A 24,686-nucleotide genomic window follows, 5' to 3' on the forward strand; every position below is an offset into this window, starting at 1 on the left:
GCACTGAGGCGCGGCATTATAACCAGCGTTCCCTTCTTGGGGGGATTGCGCCAAGGGCGCGCGCACTGGTGGTTGGAGAAAAATCTGCTAACAATGCGTACCGTGCGTATAACGGCAGCTAAGCCATAATGCGCGCCAGATAAGAGGAGCATCCAATGAGCAGCACTGCACAAACTGCTGAAGGCGAAAAAATTCTCATCGTTGATGACGATCCGGGGCTGAGCAGCCTGCTGGAGCGGTTCTTCACCTCCAAGGGCTACCGTGCCCGCGCGGTGCCGAACACCGAGCAGATGGATCGCCTGCTGGGGCGCGAGGTGTTCAACCTGGTCGTGCTCGACCTGATGTTGCCGGGCGAAGACGGCCTGACCGCCTGCAAGCGCCTGCGTAGCACCAACAACCAGATCCCGATCATCATGCTGACCGCCAAGGGCGATGAGCTGAGCCGTATCAAGGGCCTGGAACTGGGCGCCGACGACTACCTGGCCAAGCCGTTCAACCCCGATGAGCTGATGGCCAGGGTCAAGGCCGTATTGCGTCGCCAAGCCGCGCCGGTACCCGGAGCCCCTGGCAGCGAAGACGAAAGCGTCACGTTTGGTGACTACGAATTGTCGCTGGCGACCCGTGAGCTCAAGCGTGGTGAAGAAGTCCACATGCTGACGACCGGTGAATTCGCGGTGCTCAAGGCGCTGGTGATGAACGCTCGCCAACCGTTGACCCGTGACAAGCTGATGAACCTGGCCCGTGGCCGTGAATGGGACGCCCTGGAGCGCTCTATTGACGTGCAGATCTCCCGTTTGCGCCGGATGATCGAACCCGATCCGTCCAAGCCGCGTTATATCCAGACAGTGTGGGGCGTGGGTTATGTGTTTGTGCCGGATGGTACGGCAACCAAGTAACCGATGATTTGCACAGGCGGGTATTCCGGAGTTCGATCCCAAGGGGTCGGCCGGATGCCCGGCGTCTGCAATTCTGCGAGCCATGTTCGCTCTTGCCAGGTGTCTAGCTGTCTTCTATGAAAACCCCGCTGTGGTTCCCGCAAAGCTTCTTCTCCCGCACCCTTTGGCTGGTGCTGATCGTCGTGCTGTTTTCCAAGGCGTTGACCCTCGTTTATCTGTTGATGAACGAAGACGTGCTGGTGGATCGTCAGTACAGCCACGGTGTTGCGCTGACACTGCGTGCCTATTGGGCTGCCGACCCGGAGAACCGCGAAAAAATCGCCAAGGCGGCGACCTTGACCCGCGTGGTGGGTGCAGGTGTGCCGGAGGGGGAGCAACATTGGCCATACAGTGAAATCTACCAGCGACAGATGCAGGCCGAACTGGGTGAAGACACCGAGGTGCGGCTGCGTATGCATGTCTCGCCAGCCCTGTGGGTACGGGCTCCGAGCCTGGGGGATGGATGGCTGAAAGTGCCGTTGTATCCCCATCCGCTGCGAGGGCAGAAGATCTGGAACGTACTCGGCTGGTTCCTGGCCATTGGCTTGCTTTCAACCGCCTCGGCCTGGATTTTCGTGCGCCAGCTCAACCAGCCGCTCAAGCGCCTGGTGTTCGCGGCCAGGCAACTGGGGCAGGGGCGCAGTGTGCGCCTGCCAATCAGCGACACGCCTAGCGAAATGACCGAGGTCTACAGCGCGTTCAATCAGATGGCCGAGGATGTCGAACAGGCCGGTCGTGAGCGCGAGCTAATGCTGGCCGGGGTTTCCCACGACCTGCGCACGCCGCTGACACGTTTGCGCCTGTCCCTGGAGTTGATGGGCAACCACACCGACCTTACCGATGACATGGTCCGTGATATCGAAGACATGGACGCGATTCTCGACCAGTTCCTGGCGTTTATCCGTGATGGTCGCGATGAAGTGGTGGAAGAGGTGGACCTGACCGACCTGGTACGCGAGGTCGTGGCGCCCTATAACCAGAACGGCGAGCAGGTGCATTTGCGCCTGGAACCGATCCAACCCTTTGCGTTGCGTCGGGTCTCGATGAAGCGCCTGCTGAACAATCTGATTGGCAACGCCTTGCATCATGCGGGCACTGAGGTGGAGGTCGCTGCCTATGTGTCTGGTGATACCAGCGCGCCTTATGTGGTGCTGAGTGTCATGGACCGTGGCGCCGGGATCGATCCGGCGGAGCTGGAGGGCATTTTCAACCCCTTTACCCGTGGCGACCGTGCTCGTGGCGGTAAAGGCACCGGGCTGGGGCTGGCGATTGTGCGGAGGATTGCTTCGATGCATGGCGGCAATGTCGAATTGCGCAACCGTGTCGATGGCGGGCTGGAAGCGCGGGTGCGCTTGCCGTTGGGGTTGATGTTGCCAAGAGATGCGGTCTAAACCACGACGAATATCAAATGTGGGAGCTGGCTTGCCTGCGAGAGGATGTAACAGTCGACATTGATGTTGAATGTTAGTCAGTCATCGCAGGCAAGCCAGCTCCCACAAGGGTTCGTGCCGTCTTCCAGGGCGTATTTCAGCCCTTGCCTTTGGTCCGGGTCATATTCGGCCCGCTGTTCTTCTCCAGATGCTGAATGATGATCCCCGCCACATCCTTGCCGGTGGTGGTCTCAATCCCTTCCAGGCCCGGTGAGGAGTTCACTTCCATCACCAGCGGCCCGTGGTTCGAGCGCAAGATATCCACACCTGCCACACTCAAGCCCATGACCTTGGCTGCTCGCAGGGCGGTCATGCGTTCTTCCGGGGTTATCTTGATCAGGCTGGCGCTGCCGCCTCGGTGCAGGTTGGAGCGAAATTCCCCCGGCTTGGCCTGGCGTTTCATCGCCGCAATCACCTTGTCCCCCACCACGAAGCAACGGATATCAGCGCCACCGGCTTCCTTGATGTATTCCTGGACCATGATGTTCTGCTTGAGGCCCATGAACGCCTCGATCACCGACTCTGCCGCCGTGGCGGTTTCACACATCACTACGCCAATGCCTTGGGTGCCTTCTAGTACCTTGATCACCAAGGGGGCGCCGTTGACCATCTCGATCAGGTCGGGAATGTCATCCGGGGAATGGGCAAAGCCGGTCACTGGCAAGCCGATACCTCGGCGCGACAGCAGTTGCAGGGAGCGCAGCTTGTCCCGGGAGCGGGCAATGGCCACCGATTCGTTGAGCGGAAACACCCCCATCATTTCAAACTGGCGCAGTACCGCGCAGCCGTAGAAGGTCACCGAGGCGCCGATACGCGGGATCACCGCGTCGAAGCCTTCCAGCGGTTTGCCCCGGTAGTGGATCTGCGGCTTATGACTGGCAATGTTCATATAGGCGCGCAACGTATCGATCACCACCATCTCATGGCCCCGTTCGGTGCCGGCCTCGACCAGACGACGGGTGGAATACAGACGCGGGTTACGCGACAGCACAGCGATCTTCATGCAACACCTGTGGCAGCAATAGTAGAGACCGGGAACACCGGCTTGTCTTGAACGTACTTGAGCCCGGGGTTGACCACCAATTGGCCGTCGATCAGGGCTTTGGAACCTAGCAACAGGCGGTAACGCATGGTTTTGCGGCAAGCCAGGGTGAACTCCACCCGCCATACCCGATCACCCAGGGCCAAGGTGGTGCTGATGACGTAGCGCACCTGCGCCTGGCCGTTGGAGCTTTTAATGGTTTTCATTGCCACCAGCGGTGCTTCGCAGCGCCGGTGGCGCAGTTGCACCACGCTGCCCAGGTGCGCGGTGAAGCGCACCCACTTTTCACCGTCACGCTCAAAAGGCTCGATCTCGGTGGCGTGCAGGCTGGAGGTACTGGCCCCGGTGTCGATCTTCGCGCGCAGGCCCGCCACTCCCAAATCGGGAAGTGCCACCCACTCGCGCAGACCGACAACGGTCAAATGGTCAAATGTCTTCAATATGAACAACCGGCAATCAGAAATATTTCCAAGTCAGACGACACTAGCGCCCAACTGCTCACGGATTGTGACAACCCAGGAACGTTGACGAGCGCTTGGAGCCGAATTCGCGGTATTCACGCAGAATATTCACCAAATGGCGACAGATATCTTCACGCCATGAAAAACCACGGCTGAAGGGAAACTGCCTGACACCTGGCGTATCTTAGGTGAGCCTTGGCGTTTGTGCGTCGAAGGGGTTCGACTGTTAAGTTGCGACATTTTTCAGAGCGAGGAATTCAAGTGGCTCAAAAGCAGGAAGAGGACGAAAAAGTCCGTTTGGACAAGTGGTTGTGGGCCGCACGTTTCTACAAGACTCGGGCCTTGGCCAAGGCCGCCATCGAGAGCGGCAAGGTGCATTGCCGTGGCGAGCGCTGCAAACCGGGCAAGGAGCCGCGCATTGGCGACGAGTTGCAGATTCGTGTTGGGTTTGAAGAGAAAACAGTGGTGGTAGAGGCGCTGTCCATCGTCCGCCGCGGCGCTCCCGAAGCGCAGGCGCTGTACACCGAGACCCCGGCCAGTATCGCCAAGCGCGAAAACGCCGCGGCCATGCGCAAGGCCGGAGCGTTGGGTATGAGCACTGATGGCAAACCGAGCAAGAAACAGCGTCGCGACCTGTTCAAGTTTCGCGGCAGTGGCAATGACGACTGAATGTCAGTTATCTGCTGTAGGAACTGGCTCAGGCGTTGTGGATCACGCTCGGGCGATCGCCCACACATTCAGTCAGAACGGGTGGCTGGCCAGCGGGTCATTGAGCAACTGAAACAGCCACTCGTCGAATATCACGCAAAGCATCTGGCCCGTGGGCCATAGCCAAAACACAGGAGCCCCAGAGCGAGTAAATTGCACAGGGCCAATCGCCCGAGGTTTCACTTGGCTTGGAACAAACCCGGATTGTTCATAAACTGTTTCCTCTTCGCTCTAAAACTCTCCACCTATCGGAAGAAGAGCGCACCAAATTGGTGCCAGGGCGCATAATTTTAGAAATATCGTCATCAATTCAGATACCCAGACCTATGACTGATCTACCGGATACCGACTTCACCCAACGTTTCCTCTTTGACGACAACGACGCTCGTGGCGAACTGGTTGCCCTGGAGCGCAGCTATGCCGAAGTCCTTGCCAAGCACCCCTATCCGGAGCCGGTCGCGCAGTTGCTCGGCGAGCTGATGGCCGCCGCCTCGCTGCTGGTGGGCACCATGAAGTTCGATGGCTTGCTGATTCTCCAGGCCCGCTCCGAAGGCCCGGTTCCCATGCTGATGATCGAGTGCTCCAGCGAGCGCGAAATCCGTGGCCTGGCCCGTTATGAAGAGGACCAGATCCCGGCGGACGCGACCTTGGCCGACCTGATGCCCAACGGCGTGCTGGCGTTGACCATCGACCCGACCGTTGGCCAGCGGTACCAGGGCATTGTCGACCTGGACGGTGAAACCCTGTCCGACTGCTTCACCAACTATTTCGTCATGTCCCAGCAAGTGGGCACCCGTTTCTGGCTCAATGCCGACGGCAAGCGCGCCCGTGGCCTGCTGTTGCAACAGCTGCCGGCCGACCGTATCAAGGACGAGGATGAGCGCGAAGAAAGCTGGCGCGGTCTCACTGCCCTGGCCGGTACCTTGACCGCTGAAGAGCTGCTGGGACTGGACAACGAAACCATCCTGCACCGCCTCTACCACGAAGAAGAGGTGCGCCTGTTCGATGCGCAATCGCTGCGTTTCCATTGCAGCTGTTCCCGCGAGCGTTCGGGCAATGCTCTGGTGAGCCTGGGCCTGGAAGATGCACAAAACCTTGCGGTGGAGCACGGTGGCAGAATCGAAATCGACTGCCAGTTCTGCAACCAGCGCTACCTGTTCGACGCTGCCGATATCGCCCAATTGTTCGCTGGCGCTGGCGTTGACACCCCTTCGGGTACCCACCACTAAAACGTTTAAGCACAGGTAAATCACCTGACAAACGCCGGATTAGAGGTGTTCTGACGGGAGGGCCCTACTCTTTTTGGGCTTTTCTGGCATAATCCGGCCCACTTTTTTCGCGGTAGTAGTGCGCAACTTTCTACTACAAAACGTTTGGAGCACTCGGCCATAGGCCGACGGGGAACCTCATGACGCAAGCCAATAACGCCGTATACACCGATCTGAGTGTTGACGATCTGGTCAAAGAAGCCCTGCAGCGCGGTGAAGGCGTGCTTGCCGATACTGGCGCGCTGGTCGTAGAAACCGGTCACCGTACCGGTCGTTCGCCGGTCGACCGTTTCATCGTTGAAGAGCCGTCCACCCAGGCCGCCATCGCCTGGGGCCCGATCAATCGCAAGTTCCCGGCCGACAAGTTCGATGCCCTGTGGGCTCGCGTCGAGGCCTTCAACAACGCGCAAGAGCATTTCGTTTCCCACGTTCACGTTGGTGCTGCGCAAGACCACTACCTGGCCGTGAAAATGACCACCCAGACTGCCTGGCAGAACCTGTTCGGTCGTTGCCTGTTCATCAACCCGGCCCAGTACAACCCGGCCGGTCGTGAAGAGTGGCAAGTGCTCAACGTTGCCAACTTCGAATGCGTACCTGAGCGTGACGGCACCAACTCCGACGGTTGCGTGATCCTCAACTTCGCCCAGAAGAAAGTCCTGATCGCTGGCATGCGCTACGCCGGCGAGATGAAAAAAGCCATGTTCTCGGTGCAGAACTTCCTGCTGCCGGCCGCTGACGTGCTGCCAATGCACTGCGCTGCCAACATCGGTGAAGAAGGCGATGTGACCCTGTTCTTCGGTCTGTCCGGCACCGGCAAGACCACCCTGTCCGCCGACGAAAGCCGTTACCTGATCGGTGACGACGAACACGGTTGGGGCGAGGGCGTGGTGTTCAACATCGAAGGCGGTTGCTATGCCAAGTGCATCGACCTGTCCGAGAAGAACGAGCCGGTCATCTGGAAAGCCATCAAGCACGGCGCGGTCCTGGAAAACGTCGTGATCAACGATGCCAAGCACGCCGACTACACCGATGTCAGCCTGACCCAGAACAGTCGCGCCGCGTACCCGCTGGAGCACGTTGCCAAGCGTTCCGAGCAGAACCTGGGTGGCGAGCCGAACGCAGTGATCTTCCTGACCTGCGACCTGACTGGCGTGCTGCCACCGGTGTCGATCCTCAATGAAGAGCAAGCGGCCTACCACTTCCTGTCCGGTTACACCGCACTGGTTGGCTCGACTGAAATGGGTTCGGGCAGCGGCATCAAGTCGACGTTCTCTACCTGCTTCGGCGCGCCGTTCTTCCCGCGTCCAGCTGGTGAATACGCAGAGCTTTTGATCAAGCGCATCCGCGGTTTCGGCTCCAAGGTCTACCTGGTCAACACCGGCTGGACCGGCGGCGGCTATGGTGTCGGCAAGCGCTTCAACATCCCGACCACCCGTGCAGTGATCGCAGCGATCCAGAGCGGCGCGTTGATCGGTGCGCAAACCGAGCACCTGGACACCATCAACCTCGACGTGCCATTGGCCGTACCGGGCGTTGAGACTGGCCTGTTGAACCCACGCAACACCTGGGCTGACAAGGCTGCCTACGACGAAGCAGCCAAGGCTCTGGCCGGCCTGTTCGTCGAGAACTTCAAGAAGTTTGAAGTGAGCGACGCGATCAAGGCAGCGGGTCCTAAGTTGTAAGATTCACTGGCTGTTAAAAAGCCGCCCCTAGTGGGCGGCTTTTTTGTGCGCAAGGGAATCTGAAATACCAGCCGCGCTGGGCTGCGAAGCAGCCCCAGTAAGCCGAATGTGCTGTATCAGATACACCGTGGCGGCTGGTTTTTGGGCTGCTTCGCAGCCCAGCGCGGACGATGCGGCGTTCCGACAAGCCCGCTCGCCACAGCAGCCCTATCTGCTTAGCAATGCCGTGATAGCAGAGTGTCAGTTGATAAATCTGGTACTGATACACCGCTATCGCGAGCAAGCCCGCTCCGAGATTAATGACTCGGTGTTTTTCAACTCAAATTTTCCAGCGTCTGCGTATCCCAGCCCTGAGTCTTGACGGCCAGGTAGAGCATGCCAATGGTTAGCGGCATCTTCTCGCCCCGGCCCTTGGCGCGATGTTTGAGGAACACGTCAAACACCGGTGGGTTGAAGTAACGGTAGGCATCATAGTCGCCCAGGTCGAGATCAAATGTCTGCTCCAGCGCTTCCATGAACTGCCTGGCTTCCGCGCCGTCGCACCCGAGGTCGAAGTTGAGCGAGGTTTTAAGGCGGATGGTCTTGTGCTTGGGCAGGCCGATTTCTTCATGCAGCAATTGCAGGAGCTGCTGCATGACGGGGTCTTCTGGGAAGTGCGGGGCCAGGTTCATGGTGGGGGCACGCCGGAGTGGGTGAGGGGGTTGGTCATGGCGGTAGCGGTACTTGTTGCGGGTGAAGAACAGTGCCAAGCCTATCAAGAACAGAGCGAGGGGGAGCAGTTGAATACTAAGAATGATCGCTACGTAAGGTAGCCAGAATGTCAGGATCAAGCCGCTTGCGATAAACGTGACAGCAAAACGTTTCCTGAGTGTGCAGTCGGTGATTTTGTAATACAGCAACAGATAAAAGGCGAAGAAGATCGCCGCCTGTAGATAGAGCATTTGACTATGGCTCATTTGAGTACACGTGTAGTGAGAGGCTGGAGCGCTGCGGGCCAATTCCCCCGCTGACCTGAGCCTCTAGGCCGATGATGATGTCTGCATGCTGGAAGTTGCGCAGCTGGCGCGATATCAAATCGCTGGTAGCTTTTTCGACCAGTGATTCTGCCTTGCTGGACATGAGCCCAATTGGGGCTGCCACCGCTCCAGATATAGTTTCTTTGATGACTTTGTTCCGGTTGTTCAAGCTATCTGCCTGTTTTCTAGTCAGCGGTTTTGAAATGACCACTGTCATGAGGCAAGGAAGGTCTTGGGCGAGCATTCGCTCATACAGATTTTGTAGTCGCAGGCGAACTTCCTGCGCTGAGGTCTTTGCTTCTAGTAAGCAAAGGCTGGCAAGTGCTTGCTTGTTGTTGGGTCGTACAGTGAAACGAATCACGCTGAACGTGACCCCGTAATGGCCAATGTATTGAGTCCTTTCAAGGTCCATGGATTTCTTGCCGAGAGGGTTGTGAGGGCGCTAGTTTCGGTCAAGCTTGGTTGATTCTGTAGGGGGTTGAGTTTGCACTGGAGGTAGTTTGGGAAGCGTATGGTGCCTTGCTTGGCGATTTCCTACAGAGGCTTCCGATACTTGAAGTTGGGCTAAGAGGCGCCCACCCATAGTTGGGATAAAAACCACGTCACATTTTGTATAAAATCCCGGCAAACAGCCTGAATTCAGCGTATGTTTCACCGCAAAATCTTGTAGGGCGATTCCGCCCACTACTTAAAGGGAGTTAAGCATGGGTTTGCTTCGTGTCGCTTCGGCGATGTCTTTGTGCGCGCTGGCGTTTGCCGTCCAGGCCGAGCAGTTGCCAATTGAAGTGCTCAGTGCGGTGGTCAAGGACCAGAAAATCGCCGATGCCGAAGTTTTGTTGCAACGCAACGGCGCACAGAACGTGGTGGGGCGCACCAATGCCCAGGGCCAAGTCACCCTCACCAGCGAAGCTGCCGACGGCGCTGACAACCTGCTGATCATCAAGAAGCCCGGCTACTCCAACCTGGTGGTCAAGTGCCCGTGCAAAGGCATGACCTACGCCATCAGCCCGGTGATGGAAAACCTCGACGGCCTGCGTGTGGTGTTGACCTGGGGGCAGACGCCTTCGGACCTCGACTCCCACATGATCTTCCCTGGCAATAACATCTACTTCAACAGCAAGACCGGCACCGACGCCGAGCTGGATGTGGATGACACCGACAGCTACGGCCCCGAAACCATCACCCTGCAGAAAAAACACTACGGCGAAAGCTACGTCTACGCCGTGCATGACTTCTCCAACCGCACCAATACCGGTTCCACGGCACTCTCCGAGAGCCAGGCCAAAGTGTTTGTGTACATGGGCCAGTCCCTGGTACGTACCTACTACGTGCCGACCAACCGCACCGGCAACTTGTGGACGGTGTTCCGCATGACTGGCAGCGGCGACTTCCAGGACATCAATACCTTCACCGGCGTGCTGGTCGAAGCCAAGGATGTACTCAACGAAGTCAAACCCCTGCTCAACGATAGCGTTGCCGTGGATGCCGTGGTGGTCAGTTCCGCAGTCCAGGGTGATGCGAAAAAGCTGAACCTCAAAGGCGAAGCGGCCTACCAGGCCGGTAACCTGGACCAGGCGATCGACTACTTCCGCCAGGCCATCGAGCTGGACAATTCCTTCGGCAAAGCCTACGGCAACCTCGGCCTGGCCTATCAGAAAGCCGGCAACACCGCCGAGTCGATCTGGGCCAACCGCAAGGCGATTGCCCTGGCCAGTGGCCCGACAGCCGCCACTGTGCGTGCCGGTTCCTACTACAACATCGCGCGGATCTACGAAGCGGCTGGGCAGTTTGCCGATGCGCTGCGTCACTACCAATTGGCCAAGGAACAGAAGGCCAACCCGGTGTATGACAAAGCTATTGAGCGTGTACAGAATCGCTGATTGAGTTGTAGTGAAGATCTAAAAATGTGGGAGCGGGCTTGCTCGCGAATGCGGTGGCTCAGTCAACAGAGACTGTGACTGAACCACCGCATTCGCGAGCAAGCCCGCTCCCACATTTGTTTTGGGGTGTTTTATAGATTGCCGTTTGCTACCGGCTTCGCCCCCGCAGCCTGTGTATCATCCTGTCTCTCTTTTACTCGCGACCTTTCTCGATGCGCTGAAAATACCGGGCTATGTTTTAAGCCTGTTCAGCGGTCAATGGAGTGACAGCTCATGCACGACACCCTCCAGCAGGTCTTTGGTTACCCACAATTTCGCCCGGGCCAGGAAGCGGCTGTCAGCGCCGTGCTGGCCGGTCGTTCGGCGGCGGCGATCTTTCCCACCGGTTCCGGTAAATCCCTCTGTTATCAGCTCTCAGCCGTATTGCTGCCGCACCTGACGTTGGTGGTGTCGCCGCTGTTGGCGTTGATGCAGGACCAGTTGGGCTTTTTACAGCGCCATGGTATTTCGGCCGGCAGCATCGATTCGGCGCAAAGTCGCGATGAAGCCAATGACGTCATGGCTCGTGCCCGCTCCGGCGAGCTGAAAATCCTGATGATTTCCGTGGAGCGCCTGAAGAACGAGCGCTTTCGCAACTTTTTGCACAGTGTTTCGATTTCGTTGCTGGTGGTGGATGAGGCGCACTGCATTTCCGAGTGGGGCCATAACTTCCGCCCGGACTACCTGAAGCTCCCTGACTACCAGCGCCAGTTCAAGATTCCCCAGGCACTGTTGTTGACGGCCACCGCGACACCCAAGGTGATTGCCGATATGCAGGCCAAGTTTGCTATCGCCCCCGCTGACGTGATCACCACCGGCTTCTACCGGCCCAACCTCAATCTGTGGGTGGAGCCGGTCACGGGCATGGACAAGCGCCGGCGCCTGGTGGAATGGATGGGCGCGCGGCCCAACCAGCCGAGCATCGTTTATGTCACCTTGCAGAAAACCGCCGAGCAGATCGCCGAGCATCTGAATCGCCATGGCATCCAGGCCGAGGCCTATCACGCAGGTTTACCTCACGATAAACGCGAGGGTATCCAGCGCCGGTTCATGGGCGGCCAGTCCAATTGCATCGTCGCCACCATCGCGTTTGGCATGGGCATCGACAAGAGTGACATCCGCAACGTCGTGCATTTCGACCTGCCCAAATCCATCGAAAACTACAGCCAGGAAATCGGGCGTGCCGGTCGCGATGGCCAGCCTTCCGAGTGCCTGGTGCTGGCCAATCGTGACAGCCTCAATGTGCTGGAGAACTTCGTGTACGGCGATACGCCGGAGCAGGCAGGCATCCGACTTGTGCTGGAGGACTTGCTGGCGGCCAGTGGCGAAGGGCAATGGGAGTTCCTGTTGCGAGCGCTGGCGGACCTGAGCAATATCCGCGAGCTACCGCTCAAGACCTTGCTGGTGCAGTTGGAGCTCAAGGGGGTGATCGCACCGCGCTACGCGTTTTACGCTGAGTATCGCTTCAAGTATCTGGTGGAGCCGGAGGTATTGCTGGCGCGTTTTTCCGGCGAACGGCAGCAGTTCGTCGCCGCGATCATCCAGGTGTGCAAGCGGGCCAGGAGTTGGGCCACCGTAGATTTCGACGCGCTGTATCAGCAGCACCAGGCCGAGCGTGGCCGGGTGGTCAAGGCGCTGGACTATTTCCAGGAGCTGGGGCTGATCGAACTGGAGAGCAAGCAGATGACCGAGGTCTACAGCCTGCTCGACACCGGGTTTGATCCCCTGGCCTTGAGCGCCGAGTTATACACAAGCTTCAAGCAGCATGAGGCCACAGAAGTGGCGCGGATTCATGGGATGCTGGCACTGTTCGCCAGCGAGCGTTGCCTGGGTTTTCGGTTGGCAGAGTATTTTGGCGATACGGATGCGCCCCGGCAGTGCGGGCATTGCTCGGTTTGTCATGGCCAGATCGCCCACTTGCCATCTCCCCCTGGCCTGGCGCCGCTTGTGGATAAACACTTTCAGGGATTGTGCGGCGATTTTATCCACAGGCATCATCAGCACACCGGCAGTTTGCCGGGTGCTGAGCGCCTGACGCGGTTCTTGTGTGGGATCAGCGTGCCGTTGTTTACCAAGCTCAAGGCCCGGGGGATTCCGGGCTTTGCTGCGCTGGAAGAGTATCCGTATGCCGAGGTGCGGGAGTGGGCCGAGGCGCACTTGGGCGACGTGTAAATCAACTTCAACGAGACTTGTCCATGCCAGACTCAACGCCACAGCGTGCCGACTACCGTCACTTCCAGCCGATCATTACGCGCTGGCACGACAATGACGTGTACGGCCATGTGAATAACGTCACCTATTACAGCTTCTTCGACACGGCAGTGAACACCTACCTGATCGAGCAGGGCGGGTTGGATATCCATGACGGCAAGGTGGTGGGGTTTGTGGTGAGTTCGGCGTGCGACTATTTCGCCTCGATTGCCTTTCCCGACCACCTCGACATTGGCCTGCGGGTGGGTAAGTTGGGCAACAGTTCAGTGCAGTATGAATTGGCTGTGTTCAAGGCCGGTGAGGACGAAGCCTGTGCGGCGGGGCGGTTTGTCCATGTGTTTGTGGACCGGGCGACAAACCAGCCGGTGGCGATTGCGGGAGTGTTGCGCGAGGCGTTGCAGCGGTTGGTGATCTGACCCCGAACGCGTAAACGCCACCGAAGCAAATGTGGGAGCGGGCTTGCTCCCACAAGGGTTGTGCAGTGTTCTTTAGGTTTTACCGGTGACGGTAGTGATGCTTGTTCTTGCGATGGCCATAGGCATGACCGCGACCAGGGTGGTCGTCACGGTAGTAACGACGGTCATCACGCCCGCGATCGCGATAGCGACGGTCGTCGTCATCGCTCTTGTTGCCCATGTAGTTACCCAGCGCGCCGCCGGCGCCACCGCCTGCTGCCGCGCCGATCAGGCTGCCGGTGCTGCCGCCGACACTGCGTCCGACCACGTTGCCGCCCGCTGCGCCCAGTGCACCACCGATGGCGGCTTCACCACGGCTGCGTTTGTCTGCGCCCACTGCGCTGCCGCCAGCGCCGCCCAGGGCTGCACCAATGGCCGAGCCGGTATTGCCGCCAAGCTGTTGGCCGACGACCGAACCTAGAACCCCGCCCAATGCGCCGCCTACACCGGCTTCGGTGGTGCCACCGGCCATGGCTGCGCCACTGACCAGGCCAAGGGACAACAAGAGAATCGAGGAGAACTTCATAGGGGAACCTCAAGAGGATGACGGCGCGATCCTGAGGTTGCGAGAATTTTCTGACAATCGAATTCCGACCAGTGGTGCAGGTTGTATACAATTAGCTAAGTTACTGTTTTGACAAGGGAACTTAAGTCGTTTTTGCCGGTCTTTAACTACTTCGCAATGGCCGCTTTTATGCAAAAGCGGCCTTTTTTGTGCCAGGAACGATCAGGCGGTTTTGGCCATGATCAAACCATTCTCACTGGCCGCTTCCAGGCGAATCGCCACGAACTTGGAAGTAGGCGTATGGCTACCATCCCCCGTGCTTTCCAACGGCACCAGCGGGTTGACCTCTGGGTAATAGGCCGCCGCCTGCCCCGCCGGAATATCGAACGCCAGCAAGGTAAAGCCTTTGACCCGGCGTTCGCGGCCATCATCCCAGATCGACACGATATCGGCCTTCTGCCCTGGCTTGAAACCGAGGCGGATGATGTCGGCTTCGTTGACGAACAGCACATCACGCTGGCCCTTGACCCCACGATAGCGGTCATCCAGGCCATAGATGGTGGTGTTGTACTGATCGTGGGAACGCATGGATTGCATGATCAGGTCGGGCAATTGGCCAGTGGCGCGGGTGCGTTCATGCACAAGATCCTTGGGCAGGATATTGGCGCGGAAATTGGCACGCCCTGACGGCGTGTTCCAGCGGCGTGCGCCGGCGCTGTTGCCCAGGTAGAAACCGCCTGGATGCTGCACGCGCTCATTGAAATCCTTGAAGCCGGGAATGGTATCGGCGATCAAGTCGCGGATGCGGCGGTAGTCGGCCACCAGCCAGTTCCAGTCCACGGGTTTGCTGCCCAGCGTGGCGGCGGCGATACCCGCCAGAATCGCCGGTTCCGACTTCATCAGCTTCGACAGCGGCTGCAGTTGGCCATTGGAGCCGTGCACCATGCTGAACGAGTCTTCCACGGTCACCGCCTGCGGGCCGTCGGCTTGAATATCAATGTCGGTGCGGCCCAGGCACGGCAGGATCAAGGCTTGTTTGCCGTGGGCCAGGTGGCTGCGGTTGAGCTTGGTGCTGATCTGCACCGTCAGGTCGCAGTTGCTCAGGGCCTGGAAGGTGCGTGGGCTGTCAGGCGTGGCTTGGGCGAAGTTGCCGCCCAGGCCGATAAACACTTTGGCACGGCCTTCAAGCATGGCGTGGATCGCTTCGACCACGTTATGCCCATTGTCACGGGGTACCTTGAATTGGAAACGGCGTTCCAGGGCATCGAGAAAGGCCACGGGCGGCCGTTCGTTGATTCCCATGGTGCGGTCGCCCTGCACGTTACTGTGGCCGCGTACCGGGCACAGGCCGGCACCAGGGCGGCCGATGTTGCCGCGCAGCAGCATCAGGTTGGCGATTTCCTGGATGGTCGGCACCGAGTGCCGATGCTGGGTGATGCCCATTGCCCAGCACATGATCACGTTCTTGCCTTTGGCATACATCCGCGCAGCTTGTTCGATCTCGACCAACGGCAGGCCGGACTGCGCGACGATTTCTTCCCAGGAGGTGTCGTCGATCTTCGCCAGGTAATCCAGCACATTGACCGTGTGTTCATTGAGGAAGTCGTGGTCGAACACCGCGTCCTTGCCTTCGGCCTGGGCCTGGCGCTCCCACAGCAGCAGGAACTTGGCCATGCCGCGCAGGATGGCCATGTCGCCACCCAGTGCCGGACGGAAATACGCGGTGTTGGTTGGCTTGTCGCCGTTGGTGAGCATTTCCAGCGGATGTTGCGGGTTTTGGAAGCGTTCCAGGCCACGCTCTTTGAGCGGGTTGATACACACCACCTGGGCGCCGCGCTTCACCGCTTCGCGCAGCGGTTCGAGCATACGTGGGTGGTTGGTGCCGGGGTTCTGGCCCCAGACAAAAATCGCGTCGGCGTGCTCGAAATCGTCAAACGTCACCGTGCCTTTACCCACGCCCACGCTTTGCGCCAGGGCCACACCGCTGGCTTCGTGGCACATGTTCGAGCAATCGGGGAAGTTGTTGGTGCCGTAGGCCCGCACGAACAGTTGATACAGGTAGGCCGCTTCATTGCTGGCGCGGCCCGAGGTGTAGAACTCGGCCATGTCCGGGCTTGGCAGGGCTTGCAAGTGCTGGCCGATCAGGTCGAAGGCCGCTTCCCAACTGATGGGCTTGTAGCGGTCGGTCTCGGCGTCGTAGCTCATCGGCTCGGTCAGGCGGCCCTGGTATTCCAGCCAATAGTCGCTTTGTTCCAGCAGCGCGCTGACGCTGTGTTTGGCGAAGAACGCGGCATCGACCCGGCGCTTGGTAGCTTCCCAGTTGACCGCTTTGGCGCCGTTCTCGCAGAACTTGACCATGCCGCTTTCCGGCGAGTCGCCCCAGGCGCAACCTGGGCAGTCGAAGCCGCCGTTCTGGTTGGTCTTGAGCATCATGCGCAGGTTTTTCAGCGCGTTATCGCTGGTCAGCCACGCCTGCGCCACGCTGATCAGCGCGCCCCAGCCGCCAGCCGGGCCTTTATAGGGCTTGTAGCGCGGGGTTGGGGTTTGGTCGGCTTGGTGATGATTGCTCATGGCTGGTACTCCATCGCAGGGCTGTAGACCCGCGGCGCGCTTTTCTGCGGCAGGTGGATAAGATTGAGGTTGTGCCGGCGTGCCCATTGCAGGGCCAGGCCGGTGGGCGACGACAGGCTGACCAGGGTCTGGATGCCCGCGCGCAGGACTTTCTGGATCAATTCGAGGCTGCAACGGCTGGTAACAATTGCCACGCCGCCTGCCGTCGGGATGCGCTGGCGGACCAGGGCGCCGATCAGTTTGTCGAGGGCGTTGTGCCGGCCGATGTCTTCGCGGCCCAGCAGCAGTTCGCCCTGGCCATTCATGAATACCGCCGCATGCACCGCGCCGCTGTACTGGCCCAATGGCTGAAAGGCGCTGATGCGCTGGCGCAAGCCCTCCAGCCACACGGCAGGCGGCAATGGTGCGCCAGGCAACACCTTGAGGTCGGGCAGCGCCTGCTCCACCGCTTCCACGCCACACAGGCCACAGCCGCTGGTGCCAGCCAGTTGCCGGCGCTGTTGCTTGAGGTTCCAGAAGGCGCGGCTGGAGATTTGCACCTGGGCGTACTGGGCTGAGCCTGCACCGCTCAGTTGCAGGTCGTAGATATCGCTGATGTCACTGATGATGCCGCTGCCCAGGCTGAAACCGACAATAAAGTCTTCAAGGTCGGTCGGGGTCACCAGCATCACGGCCTGGCTGATGTCGTTATAGGCAATCGCCAACGCGACTTCCTCGGCCAGTGCGGTACTGGCCGATTCCGTGTGTTCGAGGTTGCAGTACTGATAACTCTGGCTGGCGGTGGGCGCGGGCGTTGTCAGGGCGGGCGCCGCGCACGCTGGGCGCTGGGCGTTCATGAAGTCTAGTCACCGGCGAAGTGTTCAGCGTGAAGACTAGGCGCGACAAAGGGTCGCGTCTAATCGTCAGTACTGATCTACCGATAGATGACGTCGATCAAGGTTCCAGCAACGATTACTGATAGAGCGCGAAACACGCCTCGGCCAGTGCCGAACGCGGCGCGCTGCGGCGCATGATGAGCCCCAGTTTGGCCAGGGTCTGCGCGTTTTCGATGGGTTGCAGCCGCAGGTGTTCGGTCAGGGCGTCGAGGCCGCCGTCCAGGGGCATCACCGCACAACACAGGCCGCCGTGCACGGCCTGCAGCAACTGATGGACGGCATCGGTTTGCAGCAACGGTTGTGGCGTCAGGCCCCGGCTGTGGAAGTTATGGTCGATGGATTGGCGAAAGTGCATGCCGCTGGTGAGCATGCCCAGAGGCAGCTCGATCAGCGCCTCCCAGCTCAGGGGCCTTTCGCCAAAACTGAAGAACCGTTGGTCGTACAGCAGGCCCATGCGGGTTTCGTCCAGGGCCAGGGAGTCAAAGCGCTCGGCGTCCAGGCGCTCAAGGTAGGACACGCCCAGGTCCAGGCGATTGCTCGCCAGTTGCTCAAGGATCTGTTCAGAACTCAACGCCGACAACTCAAAGCGCAGGCTGGGGTGTTGCTTGTGCAGTTGTTGCATCAAGGCCAGTGGATCAAAGCTCGACAGCGGCACCACGCCCAGGCGCAATGTCCCCACCAGGTTGCCCCGGCAGGCTGCCGCCTCGGCCTGCAGGCCGTCATAGGCCGCCAGCACCGTACGCGCCCACGCCAGCACCCGTTCGCCTGGGGCGGTAAAGCCCTCAAAGCGCTGGCCGCGATTGACCAGCGGCAGTTCCAGCTCTTCTTCCAGGCTGCGCAAGCGCATCGACAGCGTCGGCTGGGTAATGTGGCAGCGCGCGGCGGCCTGGCCGAAGTGACGGGTTTCGTCGAGGGCGATGAGGAATTTCAGTTGTTTGATGTCCATCTTCGCTCCGGGGCTCTTATTCCAATGGCGTAGGGATTCTAGCGCGTTTGCGTCATTGGTCGGACTGGAACCAAGGTCTGTAAGACTGGTCTAGTCTTTGGCATCTGGAAACCCAATCCCAAGGAGAGCGCACTATGAGTCTTTTTAGCTTTATCAAAGAAGCCGGCGAAAAAATCGTTGATCTGTTGACGCCGGGTAATGCGAACGCGAGTGAGCAGTTGAAGGATCACGTTGCCAAGGTTGGTCTGGGTAACCCGAATGTGCAGACCACGGTGGACGGCGACAAGGTGACGGTCACCGGTGAAGTCGCCAGCCAGGAAGAGAAAGAGAAGATTCTGTTGGCGCTGGGCAATATTGCCGGCGTGGCTACTGTTGACGATCAGATTACCGTGGCCCCAGGGGCCGTAGTGGTGGCTTCGCGCTTTGTCGTGGTGAAAAGCGGCGATACCCTCAGTGCGATCTCCAAGACCGTTTATGGCGATGCCAACAAGTACAACAAAATCTTCGAGGCCAACAAGCCGCTACTGTCGCACCCGGACAAAATCTACCCAGGGCAGACGCTGCGTATTCCTGAGTAAGCTTGTCCCCTTGTAGGAGCGAGCTTGCTCGCGAAGGTCGTTAACGATGACGCGGACATCCTGAATGAAAGCGCTGTCTAGACGTTTTTCGCGAGCAAGCTCGCTCCTACAACGGTAATCCTGAAATCAATTCCCGGTAATCCCCCACAGCAGCAAACTCCGCCGTATCCTTAGGCCCCTTGCGGCTGTCCGGCTGTTTGACCGCCAGCAAATGCCCTACGCCAAAATCCCGTGCACTGCGCAGAATCGGCAACGTATCGTCGATAAACAGGCTGCGCGCCGGGTCGAAGTCGATGTCCGCTTGCAATGCGTCCCAGAACTGCGGGTTTTCCTTGGCAAAACCATAGTCATGGGAGCTGATCAGGCGCTCGAAATATGGCGCCAACTCAATGCGTTCCAGCTTCAACGACAGCGAGTCGCGGTGGGCATTGGTGATCAGGATCACGCGTTTTCCGGCCTGTTTGATGGCTGCCAGGAAGGTATCGGCATCCGGTCGCAGGGCGATCAGGTGGGCGGTTTCCAGCTTGAGTTCGCGCACCGGGATCTTCAATTCGGCGCTCCAGAAGTCCAGGCAATACCATTGCAACTGTCCGGCGTTACGCTCGAACAGCGGCTGCAATTCCATCTCGGCCATGGCCTGGCTCACCCCGTGCAGTTCGGCATAGCGCCGGGGCAGGTGCTCCATCCAGAAGTGGTTGTCGAAATGCAGGTCGAGCAAAGTGCCGTCCATGTCCAGCAGGACGGTATCGATATCGGACCAGGGCAATGGAGGCATGGTGGGTTCTCAAGCAGGTAAGTAAATATATCCGACACAGACAATCGGAAAAGCCACGGTATAGTAACCCGATCACGCCAAGGAGCCCTTTATGCGCCAGAAACCCACCGTCCTCGCCCGCGAAATTGTCGCCAGTAGCCGTTTGTTCCGCGTGGAGCAAGTGCAGTTGCGCTTCTCCAATGGCGTTGAGCGGACCTACGAGCGCCTGGTGGGCCGTGGCGCAGGGTATGGCGCGGTGATGATCGTGGCGATGATCGACGCTGACCACGCGCTGCTGGTGGAAGAATACTGCGGCGGCACCGATGAATATGAGCTGTCCTTGCCCAAGGGCCTGATCGAGCCGGGCGAAGACGTGCTGGCGGCGGCCGACCGTGAACTCAAGGAAGAGGCGGGCTACGGCGCACGGCAGTTGGAGCACTTGACCGAACTGTCCCTTTCCCCCGGCTACATGAGCCAGAAAATCCAGGTGGTGCTGGCCACCGATCTGTACGAAGAACGCCTGGAAGGTGACGAGCCCGAGCCGATGCGCGTGGACCGGGTCAACCTGCGCGAGCTTGCGCAACTGGCGCAGAACGCGCAGTTCAGCGAAGGCCGTGCCCTGGCTGCGTTGTACCTGGTGCGAGACCTGCTGACCCAGCGCGGAGCGTACCAGCCATGAGCGAATTGTTCCTCGGCCACCCGTACATTGCTCCGGTGATTGAACTGGCCCGCCAGGCCGGCGAGGTCATCCTGCCGTACTGGCGCGCCGATGTGGCCGTGACGGCCAAGGCGGATGATTCGCCGGTCACCGCCGCCGACCTGGCCGCCCATCACCTGATTCTCGCCGGCCTCACCGCGCTGGACCCGAGCATCCCGGTGCTGTCGGAAGAAGACGCCGATATCGACCAGAGCGTGCGCGCTGGCTGGCAGCGCTGGTGGCTGGTGGACCCGCTGGATGGCACCAAGGAATTTATCAGCGGCAGTGAAGAGTTTACCGTCAACATTGCCTTGATCGAACACGGGCGGGTGGTGTTTGGCGTGGTGTCGATGCCCACTAGCGGCCGCTGTTACTTCGGTGGTGCTGGCCTTGGGGCGTGGCGCTCCGATGTGAATGCTGCGCCCCGGCAGATCCAGGTGCGGCAGAAGCCCGCCGTAGGCGAGGCGTTTACTGTGGTTGCCAGCCGTCGCCATACCAGCCCTGAGCAGGAGCGCTTGCTCGACGGTTTGAGTGAAGGGTTGGGGGCGTTGAAACTGGCCAATATCGGCAGCTCCCTGAAATTTTGCCTGTTGGCCGAAGGCAGCGCCGATTGCTATCCACGCCTGGCGCCGACCTCACAGTGGGACACCGCCGCCGCCCAAGGCGTGCTGGAGGGCGCAGGCGGCGAAGTGTTGGAGTTGAATGGCCAGCCGTTCAGCTACCCGGCGCGTGCGTCGCTGTTGAACCCGTTCTTCCTGGCCTTGCCGGCCAAGGCTGCGTGGCGCGAGCGCTTGCTGGCGCTGGCCCGTTCTTGAAGGCAATGCAGAACAAAATGTGGGAACGGGCTTGCTCGCGAATGCGGCAGGTCAGTCAGCACATGTATTGACTGACACTCCGCTATCGCGAGCAAGCCCGCTCCCACATAAGCCCTGTGCCCACATTGGTTATGCGTTGTGGGGTTTAGCGGTGCAGGACGTACTGCCCGGTAAACGCCACCGCCTGCTCTTCACTGCCCTCATTCACAATCCACGTCTGCAACGCCAGCCGCGCCCGGCCATGGCGTTTGTAGGTCGCCAAAAAGCGCTTCCACACCTTGTCCTCCGGGGCCTGGCAAATCGCCGTGGCGTCCTGGGTGACAGGCAGCGGGTAGCTGATCTGCCCTTCCTGGATCACGATGTGCCCGTCTTCGATCCCTTCCTCGCGCAATTGCAGGTGCAGCCAGCCCCAACCCGCCAGCACGGCGCCGCAGTACAGGCTGCCGCCGAACATGGTGCTCTTGTGGTTGATATTGGCTTGCAAGGGTAAGTGCAGGCGCAGTTGCCGATCCTGCCAGTCGAGTACCTTGAGGCCCATCTCCCGGGTCAGGGGGATGTCATGGTGCAGAATGGATTCCAGGTAACGGCTATCGCGGCTCATGGCGGTCTCTTGGCGGGTGGGAAAGGTCATTCGTCATCGGCGTGCTGGTTACCGCTGTCGGCAAAGTTCAGCCCATGCTTGCGCAGCTTGTCATGCAGGGTTTTGCGCGGCACCCCCAGGGCTTCGGCCAGGCTGCGCATGGAGCTGTGAGGGCGACCGAGTTCGGCGGCGATCAAGGCTTTTTCAAAGTGTTCGACTTGCTCACTCAAGCCTCCGGTAGACATCGGCACACCGGGCGCCGGCCCGTCCGGTGCGCTGTCCAGGGCCAATTCCAGGCCAAGGGCGAAGCGTTCGGCGACGTTTTGCAGTTCGCGCACGTTGCCGGGCCAGTTATGGCGCAGCAGCATTGCCCGTTGGCCGGGTTGCAACTCATGCAGCGGCAGGCCGTGGCGGCTGCTGGCCTCGTCGGCGAAGTGCTGGAACAGCATCAAGGCATCTTCGCCACGCTCACGCAGGGGTGGAATGCGCAGTGGCGCGACATTCAGGCGGTAGTACAAGTCCGCACGAAAGCGGCCCTGGTCGGCGGACTGGCGCAGGTCTTCCTTGGTGGCTGCGATGATGCGGATATCCAGCGGGATCTGCTGATTACCCCCCAGGCGCTCGACCACACGCTCCTGCAACAGGCGCAGCAACTTGACCTGCACATCCAGGCTCATGCTCTCGATTTCATCGAGGAACAAGGTCCCGCCGTTGGCAAATTCGAACTTGCCGATCCGCCGCTTCTGCGCCCCGGTAAATGCTCCCGGTTCATGGCCGAATAGTTCGCTTTCCACCACGGACTCAGCCAGCGCCCCGGCGTTGATGGCAACGAAGGGCCCGGTGCGGCGGTTCGACAGGTCGTGCAGGGCGCGCGCCACCACTTCCTTGCCGGCCCCGGTTTCACCGAGGATCAGCACATCGGCGCGGGTCGCCGCCAGCGCACCAATCTGCTCGCGCAGGCGCAGCATTGGCGCCGATTGGCCCACCAGGCGCGTGCTCAGTTGCTGGCGATCGCTCAAGGCCAGGCGCAGGCTGCGGTTGTCCAGCACCAGTCGGCGCAGGGCCAGGGCGCGGCGTACGCTGTCGAGCAGGGCGTCGCTGGCAAAGGGTTTTTCGAGGAAATCATAGGCGCCGGCGCGCATCGCCTGCACCGCCAGTGGCACATCGCCGTGGCCGGTGATCAGCAGCACCGGCAACTCCGGATCCTGGCCGTGGAGTTCGGCGAGCAGCTCCAGGCCGTCCATGCCGGGCATGCGAATGTCGCTGACCACCACCCCCGGCCAGTCGCGCGACAGCTGCGCCGTAAGGCCGGTGGCTTCGCCAAGGGGCAGGACTTTCAGCCCGGCCAGGTCCAGGGTCTGGCACAGGGCCTGACGCAAGTGTGGATCGTCGTCGATCAACACCACCTGAATCTGGTTATCGATACTCATACACTGCGGTCCTCGGACGGTTGCAGACTGACGCCGGGTGCTCCGGCGCGCAGTTTCAAGGTTATCAGTGCGCCGCCTTCCTTGTGGTTGGCGAACAACAGTTCACCACCAAAGGCACGCATCAGGGTGTCACAGATGGCCAGGCCCAACCCCAGGCCCTGGGTCCGGGTCTTGGTGGTGTAGAAGGGCTCGCCGGCGCGGCCCAGGGCCTCCATGCAGAACCCCGGCCCGTTGTCGCGGATGTACAGGTTGACGCCCTGTTCGGTGGATTCGGCACTCAGCCACAGTTTGCGCGGCGGACCTTTTTCGGTCAGGGCGTCCAGGGCATTGGCCAGCAGGTTGCCCAGCACTTGGCGCAAGCGGGTTTCCCCGGCTTCTACCCACAAGGATGCCTCTGGCAAGTCGCGGATCAGCTCCACTTCCATGGAGCGCCGGCGCTTGGCCAGCAACGCCAGTGCATCGTCCAGGGCCGGCTGCAGGGCCACGCTTTCCGGGGCATGGCGGTCGCGGCGGGCAAACGCGCGCAAATGCGCGATGATCGAGGCCATGCGCCCGGTCAGTTCGCTGATCAGCTTGAGATTGCCCCGGGCATCGTCGGTGCGCTGGTGGTCGAGGAGAATCTCGGCGTTTTCCGCGTAACTGCGGATGGCCGCCAGGGGTTGGTTGAGTTCATGGCTGATACTGGCCGACATGGTGCCCAGCGCCGACAGTTTCCCGGCCTGCACCAGATCGTCCTGGGCGCGCACCAGTTCCTGTTGGGCATTTTCGCGCTCCAGCACTTCCTGGCGCAGGCGGCGGTTGAGGCCTTCGAGGTCGCTGGTCCGTTCGGCCACGCGCATTTCCAGCTCGCGCCGGGCCTTGGCTTCAAAGGCAATGCGTTCCAGGTAATGACGCCTGCGCTGCATCATCAGGCCCAGCAGCAGCATCAGCACCAGCAAGGTCGCGCCGCCGACCGCGACTACCGTGCGTACAGGGCGATCGATCAAGGTGCGCGGAGCGAGGATTTCCACATTCCAGCCGGTTTCGGCGATTTCGGTGGATTGGCGCAGCCAGGCGCTGGAGCTGAAATTCAGGGGCTGCGGATCGCGGGTCGGGTAGGGCTGGATCGCGATGATGGCCTGGCGCTCGGCCTCGGTCAGTGGCCGGGTGGTGCGAAAACGCCATTGTGGGCGTGAGGTCAGGATCACCACGCCATTGTGGTCGGTGACCAGCAATTGCTCGGGGGTCTGGCCCCAGAGGCTTTCGGTGTGGTCCAGGTCGACCTTGACCACCAGCACGCCGATCACATGCTCGTCTTCGCGGACTGCGGCGGCGAAGAAATACCCGCGCTTGGCCGACGTGGTCCCCAGGCCGAAGAAACGACCCAGGCGCCCGGCCATGGCCTCACTGAAGTAAGGCCGAAAAGAAAAGTTGCGGCCGACGAAGCTGTCTTGTTTGTCCCAGTTCGAGGCGGCCAGGGTCTTGCCGCGAGTGTCCATCAGGTACATCACTTCCACGCCCGCCTGGGCCGCTACCTGCTTGAGCAATTGGTTGGCGGCGACCAGGTTGGTACTGACGTGGGGCGCTGCCAGGGCGGTGCGCAGGGCCGGCAGGTCGCCGAGGATTTGCGGCAACACTTCGTAGCGGTGCAGGGTACCCAGCAGGTTGGCGACGTACAGGTCGAGGGTCTGGCGGTTCTGCCCGGCCAGCTCGCTGCGGTAGTAACGCTCGGCCAGATGCTCCAGCGGCCACAGCAGTGGCGCCAGGCACAATGCCAGCAAGGCCAGGCTGCGCCAGCGGGGTCTGCGTGGAAGGGGTGGAGTCATGTA

The 24,686-nt window shown here is 60.3% G+C and carries 23 protein-coding genes and 1 pseudogene; 11 read left to right on the forward strand and 13 right to left on the reverse strand.

From position 1 onward, the window contains the following. The first annotated feature begins 155 nt into the window (after positions 1-155). Positions 156-896: a two-component system response regulator OmpR gene (gene ompR / locus H097_RS00625; protein ID WP_032856582.1), complete on the forward strand. Its 741-nt coding sequence runs from the start codon at positions 156-158 to the stop codon at positions 894-896. Positions 897-1,012: 116 nt separating this feature from the next. Next, complete coding sequence (locus H097_RS00630) at positions 1,013-2,326, forward strand: ATP-binding protein (protein ID WP_032856583.1); 1,314 nt, start codon at positions 1,013-1,015, stop codon at positions 2,324-2,326. Positions 2,327-2,462: 136 nt separating this feature from the next. Here the strand turns inward: H097_RS00630 and rimK are convergent, their stop codons facing one another. Together rimK and H097_RS00640 are read right to left on the reverse strand one after the other, a co-directional pair. Next, a complete protein-coding gene (gene rimK / locus H097_RS00635) occupies positions 2,463-3,368 on the reverse strand; it encodes a 30S ribosomal protein S6--L-glutamate ligase (RefSeq protein WP_010567113.1) in 906 nt (301 codons plus the stop codon). Next, the gene (locus H097_RS00640) at positions 3,365-3,814 is read right to left on the reverse strand and encodes an ATP-dependent zinc protease (RefSeq protein WP_169851488.1); all 450 of its coding nucleotides are present in this window, start codon (positions 3,812-3,814) and stop codon (positions 3,365-3,367) included. The genes rimK and H097_RS00640 overlap by 4 nt, the downstream gene beginning before the upstream one ends. 315 nt (positions 3,815-4,129) lie before the next feature. On the opposite strand from H097_RS00640, the gene H097_RS00645 reads away from it, so the two are divergent. Beyond that, entirely contained in the window at positions 4,130-4,537 is a 408-nt protein-coding gene (locus H097_RS00645) for a S4 domain-containing protein (RefSeq protein WP_032856584.1), read from the forward strand. Between the two features lie 75 nt (positions 4,538-4,612). On the opposite strand, the pseudogene H097_RS28510 reads toward H097_RS00645, so the two are convergent. Next, positions 4,613-4,743, reverse strand: a pseudogene (locus H097_RS28510) (phosphoesterase); the annotation flags it as partial. A gap of 159 nt (positions 4,744-4,902) precedes the next feature. On the opposite strand from H097_RS28510, the gene hslO reads away from it, so the two are divergent. Further along, positions 4,903-5,805, forward strand: coding sequence for an Hsp33 family molecular chaperone HslO (hslO, locus tag H097_RS00650; RefSeq protein WP_029299788.1), 903 nt, complete (start codon positions 4,903-4,905; stop codon positions 5,803-5,805). 179 nt (positions 5,806-5,984) lie between these two features. After that, positions 5,985-7,526, forward strand: coding sequence for a phosphoenolpyruvate carboxykinase (locus H097_RS00655; protein ID WP_032856585.1), 1,542 nt, complete (start codon positions 5,985-5,987; stop codon positions 7,524-7,526). Between the two features lie 314 nt (positions 7,527-7,840). On the opposite strand, the gene H097_RS29065 is transcribed toward H097_RS00655, so the two are convergent. Both H097_RS29065 and H097_RS00665 read right to left on the reverse strand, forming a co-directional pair. Then, positions 7,841-8,197: a DUF1493 family protein gene (locus tag H097_RS29065; protein WP_032856623.1), complete on the reverse strand. Its 357-nt coding sequence runs from the start codon at positions 8,195-8,197 to the stop codon at positions 7,841-7,843. Between the two features lie 274 nt (positions 8,198-8,471). After that, the gene (locus H097_RS00665; protein ID WP_032856586.1) at positions 8,472-8,954 is read right to left on the reverse strand and encodes a hypothetical protein; all 483 of its coding nucleotides are present in this window, start codon (positions 8,952-8,954) and stop codon (positions 8,472-8,474) included. Between the two features lie 292 nt (positions 8,955-9,246). Here H097_RS00665 and H097_RS00670 point away from each other — a divergent pair, with 292 nt between their 5' ends. The 3 genes from H097_RS00670 (at position 9,247) to H097_RS00680 (ending at position 13,088) form a co-directional block, all read left to right on the forward strand. Then, positions 9,247-10,422, forward strand: a complete 1,176-nt coding sequence (locus H097_RS00670; RefSeq protein WP_032856587.1) for a tetratricopeptide repeat protein — start codon at positions 9,247-9,249, stop codon at positions 10,420-10,422. A gap of 273 nt (positions 10,423-10,695) precedes the next feature. After that, on the forward strand, positions 10,696-12,633 hold the full coding sequence (locus H097_RS00675) for an ATP-dependent DNA helicase RecQ (protein WP_032856588.1): 1,938 nt from the start codon (positions 10,696-10,698) through the stop codon (positions 12,631-12,633). 23 nt (positions 12,634-12,656) lie between these two features. After that, positions 12,657-13,088 (forward strand): thioesterase family protein, encoded by a 432-nt coding sequence (locus H097_RS00680; RefSeq protein WP_032856589.1) that lies wholly within the window; start codon positions 12,657-12,659, stop codon positions 13,086-13,088. A 79-nt stretch (positions 13,089-13,167) separates the two neighbouring features. Here H097_RS00680 and H097_RS00685 read toward each other — a convergent pair whose 3' ends face one another. The 4 genes from H097_RS00685 to H097_RS00700 all read right to left on the reverse strand — a co-directional run bounded on the left by H097_RS00685 (position 13,168) and on the right by H097_RS00700 (position 18,024). After that, a complete protein-coding gene (locus H097_RS00685; RefSeq protein WP_032856590.1) occupies positions 13,168-13,653 on the reverse strand; it encodes a YMGG-like glycine zipper-containing protein in 486 nt (161 codons plus the stop codon). A 201-nt stretch (positions 13,654-13,854) separates the two neighbouring features. Continuing rightward, on the reverse strand, positions 13,855-16,203 hold the full coding sequence (locus H097_RS00690; protein WP_032856591.1) for an FdhF/YdeP family oxidoreductase: 2,349 nt from the start codon (positions 16,201-16,203) through the stop codon (positions 13,855-13,857). Then, positions 16,200-17,039, reverse strand: a complete 840-nt coding sequence (gene fdhD / locus H097_RS00695) for a formate dehydrogenase accessory sulfurtransferase FdhD (RefSeq protein WP_032856592.1) — start codon at positions 17,037-17,039, stop codon at positions 16,200-16,202. The genes H097_RS00690 and fdhD overlap by 4 nt, the downstream gene beginning before the upstream one ends. A 115-nt stretch (positions 17,040-17,154) precedes the next feature. After that, the gene (locus tag H097_RS00700; protein WP_032856593.1) at positions 17,155-18,024 is read right to left on the reverse strand and encodes a LysR family transcriptional regulator; all 870 of its coding nucleotides are present in this window, start codon (positions 18,022-18,024) and stop codon (positions 17,155-17,157) included. A gap of 134 nt (positions 18,025-18,158) precedes the next feature. On the opposite strand from H097_RS00700, the gene lysM reads away from it, so the two are divergent. Next, positions 18,159-18,602 (forward strand): peptidoglycan-binding protein LysM, encoded by a 444-nt coding sequence (gene lysM / locus H097_RS00705; protein WP_032856594.1) that lies wholly within the window; start codon positions 18,159-18,161, stop codon positions 18,600-18,602. Between the two features lie 106 nt (positions 18,603-18,708). Here lysM and yrfG read toward each other — a convergent pair whose 3' ends face one another. Further along, positions 18,709-19,377 carry a GMP/IMP nucleotidase gene (yrfG, locus tag H097_RS00710; protein ID WP_032856595.1) on the reverse strand — a complete coding sequence of 223 codons (669 nt, stop codon included), beginning with the start codon at positions 19,375-19,377 and terminating at the stop codon, positions 18,709-18,711. Between the two features lie 91 nt (positions 19,378-19,468). Here yrfG and nudE point away from each other — a divergent pair, with 91 nt between their 5' ends. Continuing rightward, positions 19,469-20,035: an ADP compounds hydrolase NudE gene (nudE, locus tag H097_RS00715; RefSeq protein ID WP_032856596.1), complete on the forward strand. Its 567-nt coding sequence runs from the start codon at positions 19,469-19,471 to the stop codon at positions 20,033-20,035. Then, positions 20,032-20,868 carry a 3'(2'),5'-bisphosphate nucleotidase CysQ gene (gene cysQ, locus H097_RS00720; protein WP_032856597.1) on the forward strand — a complete coding sequence of 279 codons (837 nt, stop codon included), beginning with the start codon at positions 20,032-20,034 and terminating at the stop codon, positions 20,866-20,868. The genes nudE and cysQ overlap by 4 nt, the downstream gene beginning before the upstream one ends. Before the next feature lie 145 nt (positions 20,869-21,013). On the opposite strand, the gene H097_RS00725 is transcribed toward cysQ, so the two are convergent. From H097_RS00725 to H097_RS00735, 3 genes are read right to left on the reverse strand one after another with little or no spacing between them, the layout of a single operon-like run. Continuing rightward, a complete protein-coding gene (locus H097_RS00725; protein ID WP_032856598.1) occupies positions 21,014-21,469 on the reverse strand; it encodes a thioesterase domain-containing protein in 456 nt (151 codons plus the stop codon). A 26-nt stretch (positions 21,470-21,495) separates the two neighbouring features. After that, positions 21,496-22,878 carry a sigma-54 dependent transcriptional regulator gene (locus H097_RS00730; RefSeq protein WP_032856599.1) on the reverse strand — a complete coding sequence of 461 codons (1,383 nt, stop codon included), beginning with the start codon at positions 22,876-22,878 and terminating at the stop codon, positions 21,496-21,498. Continuing rightward, positions 22,875-24,683: an ATP-binding protein gene (locus H097_RS00735; RefSeq protein ID WP_032856624.1), complete on the reverse strand. Its 1,809-nt coding sequence runs from the start codon at positions 24,681-24,683 to the stop codon at positions 22,875-22,877. Before H097_RS00735 ends, H097_RS00730 begins: the two co-directional genes overlap by 4 nt. Positions 24,684-24,686: the final 3 nt, after the last annotated feature.

It is taken from the genome of Pseudomonas sp. FH4 (assembly GCF_000510915.2).
Taxonomy (GTDB): Bacteria; Pseudomonadota; Gammaproteobacteria; order Pseudomonadales; family Pseudomonadaceae; genus Aquipseudomonas; species Aquipseudomonas brenneri.

Bases quoted from the DNA above. Each gene is read 5' to 3' on its own strand.
- rimK (WP_010567113.1), bottom strand. From the start codon at position 3,368: ATGAAGATCGCTGTGCTGTCGCGTAACCCGCGTCTGTATTCCACCCGT.
- H097_RS00690 (WP_032856591.1), bottom strand. From the start codon at position 16,203: ATGAGCAATCATCACCAAGCCGACCAAACCCCAACCCCGCGCTACAAG.
- H097_RS00700 (WP_032856593.1), bottom strand. From the start codon at position 18,024: ATGGACATCAAACAACTGAAATTCCTCATCGCCCTCGACGAAACCCGT.
- cysQ (WP_032856597.1), top strand. From the start codon at position 20,032: ATGAGCGAATTGTTCCTCGGCCACCCGTACATTGCTCCGGTGATTGAA.
- H097_RS00680 (WP_032856589.1), top strand. From the start codon at position 12,657: ATGCCAGACTCAACGCCACAGCGTGCCGACTACCGTCACTTCCAGCCG.
- H097_RS00630 (WP_032856583.1), top strand. From the start codon at position 1,013: ATGAAAACCCCGCTGTGGTTCCCGCAAAGCTTCTTCTCCCGCACCCTT.
- H097_RS00735 (WP_032856624.1), bottom strand. From the start codon at position 24,683: ATGACTCCACCCCTTCCACGCAGACCCCGCTGGCGCAGCCTGGCCTTG.
- ompR (WP_032856582.1), top strand. From the start codon at position 156: ATGAGCAGCACTGCACAAACTGCTGAAGGCGAAAAAATTCTCATCGTT.
- H097_RS29065 (WP_032856623.1), bottom strand. From the start codon at position 8,197: ATGAACCTGGCCCCGCACTTCCCAGAAGACCCCGTCATGCAGCAGCTC.
- H097_RS00685 (WP_032856590.1), bottom strand. From the start codon at position 13,653: ATGAAGTTCTCCTCGATTCTCTTGTTGTCCCTTGGCCTGGTCAGTGGC.
- H097_RS00670 (WP_032856587.1), top strand. From the start codon at position 9,247: ATGGGTTTGCTTCGTGTCGCTTCGGCGATGTCTTTGTGCGCGCTGGCG.
- yrfG (WP_032856595.1), bottom strand. From the start codon at position 19,377: ATGCCTCCATTGCCCTGGTCCGATATCGATACCGTCCTGCTGGACATG.
- H097_RS00725 (WP_032856598.1), bottom strand. From the start codon at position 21,469: ATGAGCCGCGATAGCCGTTACCTGGAATCCATTCTGCACCATGACATC.
- lysM (WP_032856594.1), top strand. From the start codon at position 18,159: ATGAGTCTTTTTAGCTTTATCAAAGAAGCCGGCGAAAAAATCGTTGAT.
- fdhD (WP_032856592.1), bottom strand. From the start codon at position 17,039: ATGAACGCCCAGCGCCCAGCGTGCGCGGCGCCCGCCCTGACAACGCCC.
- hslO (WP_029299788.1), top strand. From the start codon at position 4,903: ATGACTGATCTACCGGATACCGACTTCACCCAACGTTTCCTCTTTGAC.
- nudE (WP_032856596.1), top strand. From the start codon at position 19,469: ATGCGCCAGAAACCCACCGTCCTCGCCCGCGAAATTGTCGCCAGTAGC.
- H097_RS00730 (WP_032856599.1), bottom strand. From the start codon at position 22,878: ATGAGTATCGATAACCAGATTCAGGTGGTGTTGATCGACGACGATCCA.
- H097_RS00655 (WP_032856585.1), top strand. From the start codon at position 5,985: ATGACGCAAGCCAATAACGCCGTATACACCGATCTGAGTGTTGACGAT.
- H097_RS00665 (WP_032856586.1), bottom strand. From the start codon at position 8,954: ATGGACCTTGAAAGGACTCAATACATTGGCCATTACGGGGTCACGTTC.
- H097_RS00675 (WP_032856588.1), top strand. From the start codon at position 10,696: ATGCACGACACCCTCCAGCAGGTCTTTGGTTACCCACAATTTCGCCCG.